Raw genomic sequence first — 4,855 nt, 5'->3', positions numbered from 1 at the left:
GGTGCCCGCCGGGACGCTGAACCACTTCGCCCGCGACGTCGGCGTGCAGGGGCTGGACGACGCCGCCAGGGCGGTCGCGGACGGCGACGGCGCGCTGGTGGACCTGGCGGCGGTGTCGGTGGACGGCGCCGGACCGCGCTGGTTCGTCAACACCGCGAGCCTGGGCGGCTACCCGGACATGGTCCGGCTGAGGGAGAAGCTGCAGGACAAGTGGGGCAAGTGGCCGGCGGCGGCCATCGCCCTGGCCTCGGTGCTGCGCACGTCGCGGCCGATGCGGGTGGAGCTGAACGGCGAGCCGCACCTGGTGTGGATGCTGTTCGTCGGCAACGGCCCGTACCGGCCGAAGGGTTTCGCCCCGACGATGCGCCCCGCCCTGGACGCGGGCCTGATGGACGTGCGGTACATCCGCGCGGACACCCGGTTCTCGCGGGCGCGGTTCTTCCTCGGCGCGCTGCTCGGCTCGCTGCACCGCAGCCGGACCTACCGGCACCTGGAGACGCGGTGGCTGGACGTGCGGCTGCTCGACGCCGCGGTGGCGATCGCGACGGACGGCGAGGTCGGGCCCACCGGGTCGACGTTCGAGTTCCGGTCCCGGCCGGCCGCCCTGGCCATCTACCGCCCCCAGGGATAGGTTGACTCCGTCAACGTTTCTGTTGAGGGAGTCAACGATGACCGTCGCGGACGTCCGCGCGTTCAACCGCTTCTACACCGGCGTGATCGGGGTGCTCGACCGCGGCTACCTGGCCTCGCCGTACTCGCTGACCGAGGCGCGCGTGCTGTTCGAGCTGGCCGGCGGACCGCGCGAGGTGCCCGACCTGCGCGCCGACCTCGACTTGGACGCGGGCTACCTCAGCCGCATCCTGACCCGCTTCGACCGTGACGGCCTGGTCACCCGCACGGCGTCCGAGCGCGACTCCCGCCGCCACGTCGTGACCCTGACGGAGCGGGGCGGGGCCGCGTTCGCGGAGTTGGACGCCCGGTCCGAAGCGGAAGTCGGCGCGCTGCTGGACCGGGTGCCGCCCTCGGACCGGCACGAGCTCGTGGCGGCCATGCGCAAGGTCGAACGCCTGCTCACCGGCGTGCCCCGGTCGTACCTGCTGCGGCCGTTGCGGCCGGGCGACCTCGGGTGGGTGGTGAACCGGCACGGGGTGCGGTACGCGGAGGAGTGCGGCTTCGACCGGACGTTCGAGGCCCTGGTGGCGGGGGTCGTGGCCGAGTACGGGGAAGGCCGCTCCCCCGACCGCGAGGCCGCGTGGATCGCGGAGGTCGACGGCGAGCCGGTCGGGTCGGTCTTCTGCATGCGGGTGGACGACCGCACCGCGAAGCTGCGCCTGCTGCTGGTCGAACCCGCCGCCCGCGGCCTGGGCATCGGCGCGCGGCTGGTGGAGGAGTGCCTGGCCTTCGCCCGCCGCGCCGGGTACGGGCGGGTGGTGCTGTGGACCGTGGCCGGGCTGGCGGCCTCGCGGCACATCTACGAGAAGGTCGGCTTCACGGTGGACACGAGGACGCCGGAACGCCTGTTCGGCCGCGACGTGGAGGCGCAGACCTGGTCGCTGGACCTGTGACCCCACTGGTTCGACATGGTCGAACGGTTTGAGCGCTAGAGTGATCGCGTGCCGGGACCGATCCAGTCCATCGAACGGGCCGCCGCCGTGCTGCGGCTGCTGGCCAGTGGTGCGCGCCGGATGGGGGTCGCGGAACTCGCCCGCGCCCTCGACCTGCCCAAACCGACCGTGCACGGCATCCTGCGGACGTTGCAGCTGGTCGGGTTCGTGGAGCAGTCGCCGGACACGGGCAAGTACCAGCTCGGCGCGGCGCTGTTCCACATCGGCAGCAGCTACCTCGACGGCAACGAGCTGCGCACCCGCGCGTTGAACTGGTCGGACTCGCTGGCGTCGCGCAGCATGGAGAGCGTCCGCATCGGCACCCTGCACGAGAACCAGGTGCTGGTCGTGCACCACGTGTTCCGGCCGGACAACTCGCGCCAGGTCCTCGAAGTCGGCGCCCTGCTCCCCTCGCACGCCAGCGCGCTGGGCAAGGTCCTGCTCGCGAACGACCCCGTCGGCCTCACCGACGACGAGCCCCTCAAGGCCTACACGGCCGCCACGATCACCGACCCCGACGTGCTCGGTGACGCGTTGGAGCAGGTCAGGCAGCGCGGCTGGGCCGCGGACGTCGAGGAGCTGGTCGAGGGCGAGGTGTCGCTGGCCGCGCCCATCCGGGACCGGCGGGCGGTGACCGTGGGCGCGGTCGGGATCTCCGGACCGGTCGAGCGGCTGTGCGACGCGGACAAGCAGCCGCGCACCGACCTGGTGTCCTACGTCCGCGAGGCCGCGCGGTCCATCTCGCGCGAGCTCGGCGCCATCCCCTGGTAGAGCCGGGCCTCTCGCGAAGGGTTGACATCTTGTGAGCGTCGGCACAGGATTCACGCGCACCGTACGACATTGTCGAACGGCATTCAGGCCAGAGAGGGCGCGTGGATGACCAACCAGTCGATCTTCATCGGTGAGTTCCTGGGCACCGCACTTCTGTTGCTGCTGGGCAACGGCGTGGTGGCGGGCGTGGTGCTGGCCAAGTCGAAGTCCCACGGCGCCGGCTGGACCGTGATCACGTTCGGCTGGGGCTTCGCCGTCCTCGCGGGCGCCTACGCGGTCGCACCGCTGTCCGGGGCGCACCTCAACCCGGCCGTCACGCTGGGCCTGGCCATCCACAACGGCGACTGGGGCACCGTCCCGCTCTACCTGCTCGGCCAGTTCCTCGGCGCGTTCACCGGCGCCGTCCTGTGCTACCTGACCTACCTCGGCCAGTTCCGCGCCAACACCGGCGAGGTGCTCGGCATCTTCGCCACCGGCCCCGAGGTCCGCCACCGCGCGCAGAACCTGATCACCGAGGTGATCGCCACGTTCGTGCTGGTGTTCGTCATCCTGGCGACCGGCCAGACCAAGGGCCTGGAGACCTCCGGCACCGGCGTGCTGATCGTCGCGCTGCTGGTCGTCGGCATCGGCATGTCGCTGGGCGGACCCACCGGCTACGCCATCAACCCCGCGCGAGACCTGGGCCCCCGCCTCGCGCACGCCGTCCTGCCGATCCCCGGAAAGGGTGGATCGGACTGGGGGTACGCGTGGATCCCCGTGGTGGGCCCGCTGATCGGTGGAGCATGTGCCGGTCTCGTCGACATCGCCGTCTTCTGAGCTGACCTACCGGGAGCAACCGTGAGCACCTACTCCGCCCGATCCTCCTCCGCCCGCTCCTCCTCCGCCCGATCCTTCGTGGCGGCGATCGACCAGGGCACCACCTCGTCGCGGTGCATCGTCTTCGACCACGGCGGCGCGATCGTGTCCGTCGCGCAGAAGGAACACCGGCAGATCTTCCCCCGGCCCGGCTGGGTCGAGCACGACGCCGAGGAGATCTGGGCCAACGTGCTCGACGTCGTGCACGGCGCGTTGCAGAAGGCGTCGCTGACCGTCCACGACCTGGCCGCCGTCGGCATCACCAACCAGCGCGAGACCACGCTGGTGTGGGACAAGGCCACCGGCAGGCCCGTGCACAACGCGATCGTCTGGCAGGACACCCGCACCGACCAGCTGGTCAAGGAGCTGGGCGACCAGGACCGGTTCCGCGCGAAGTGCGGCCTGCCGCTGGCCACCTACTTCTCCGGCCCCAAGGTGCGCTGGCTGCTCGACCACGTCGACGGCCTGCGGGCGCGCGCCGAGGCGGGCGAGGTGCTGTTCGGCACCATGGACACCTGGCTGATCTGGAAGCTGACCGGCCGCCACGTCACCGACGTCACCAACGCCGGCCGCACCATGCTGATGAACCTGGAGACGCTGGACTGGGACGACGAGCTGGTCGACGCGATCGGCGTGCCCAGGGCGATGCTGCCGGAGATCCGGTCGTCCGCCGAGGTCTACGGCACCGCGACCGGCACGCTGGAGGGCGTCCCGGTGGCCTCCGCGCTCGGTGACCAGCAGGCGGCGCTGTTCGGCCAGACCTGCTACTCGCCCGGCGAGGGCAAGTGCACCTACGGCACCGGCAGCTTCCTGCTGGTCAACACCGGTGACAAGCCGGTGGTCTCGGAGAACGGCCTGCTCACCACGGTCGGATACAAGATCGGTGACCAGCCGGCCGCGTACGCGCTGGAGGGCGCGATCGCGGTGACCGGCGCGCTGGTGCAGTGGTTCCGCGACAAGATGGGCCTGATCGGGAGCGCCCCCGAGATCGAGACGCTGGCCCGGTCGGTGCAGGACAACGGCGGCGCGTACTTCGTGCCCGCGTTCTCCGGCCTGTTCGCGCCGCACTGGCGGTCCGACGCGCGCGGCATCATCGCCGGCCTGACCGGCTACATCGACAAGGGCCACATCGCCCGCGCGGTGCTGGAGGCGACCGCCTGGCAGACCCGCGAGGTCGTGGACGCGATGAACGCCGACTCCGGCGTGCGGCTGACCACGTTGAAGGTCGACGGCGGCATGACCGCCAACAACCTGCTCATGGGCTTCCTGTCCGACGTGCTGGACGTGCCCGTGGTGCGGCCCATCGTGGCCGAGACCACCTGCCTGGGCGCGGCCTACGCGGCGGGTCTGGCGGTCGGCTACTGGTCGGACACCGAGACGCTGCGCGCGAACTGGCACAAGGCCGCCGAGTGGCTGCCGTCGATGGACGAGAAGACCCGCGACAAGGGCTACCGGAAGTGGAAGAAGGCGGTCGAGCGGACCGTCGGCTGGATCGACGAGGACGACAACGATGAGTGAACAACGGGCCAGGGCGCGCGAGGCGCTGGGACACGGCGCCTTCGACCTGGTCGTGATCGGCGGCGGAGCGCTGGGCATCGCCACCACGTGGGCGGCGGCCCGGTCGG

4 protein-coding genes and 1 pseudogene are annotated in these 4,855 nt (G+C 71.5%); all 5 read left to right on the top strand.

The features are described 5' to 3' along the window. A pseudogene (locus tag AB0G02_RS28275) lies at window positions 1-631 on the top strand (glycerophosphatase); the annotation flags it as partial. A gap of 37 nt (window positions 632-668) precedes the next feature. Further along, a complete protein-coding gene (locus tag AB0G02_RS28270; protein WP_360799586.1) occupies window positions 669-1,565 on the top strand; it encodes a helix-turn-helix domain-containing GNAT family N-acetyltransferase in 897 nt (298 codons plus the stop codon). A 48-nt stretch (window positions 1,566-1,613) separates the two neighbouring features. Beyond that, a complete protein-coding gene (locus AB0G02_RS28265) occupies window positions 1,614-2,375 on the top strand; it encodes an IclR family transcriptional regulator (RefSeq protein WP_360799582.1) in 762 nt (253 codons plus the stop codon). A gap of 105 nt (window positions 2,376-2,480) precedes the next feature. Continuing rightward, the gene (locus tag AB0G02_RS28260) at window positions 2,481-3,191 is read left to right on the top strand and encodes an MIP/aquaporin family protein (RefSeq protein WP_360799579.1); all 711 of its coding nucleotides are present in this window, start codon (window positions 2,481-2,483) and stop codon (window positions 3,189-3,191) included. Between the two features lie 21 nt (window positions 3,192-3,212). Continuing rightward, window positions 3,213-4,748: a glycerol kinase GlpK gene (gene glpK, locus AB0G02_RS28255; protein WP_360799576.1), complete on the top strand. Its 1,536-nt coding sequence runs from the start codon at window positions 3,213-3,215 to the stop codon at window positions 4,746-4,748. The last annotated feature ends 107 nt before the right edge of the window (window positions 4,749-4,855 follow it).

The sequence above is a fragment of the Actinosynnema sp. NPDC023658 genome, from assembly GCF_040639995.1.
Taxonomy (GTDB): domain Bacteria; phylum Actinomycetota; class Actinomycetes; order Mycobacteriales; family Pseudonocardiaceae; genus Actinosynnema.
The sequence above is the reverse complement of the archived record's forward strand: the minus strand, read 5'-3'. Positions and strand labels throughout refer to the sequence as shown.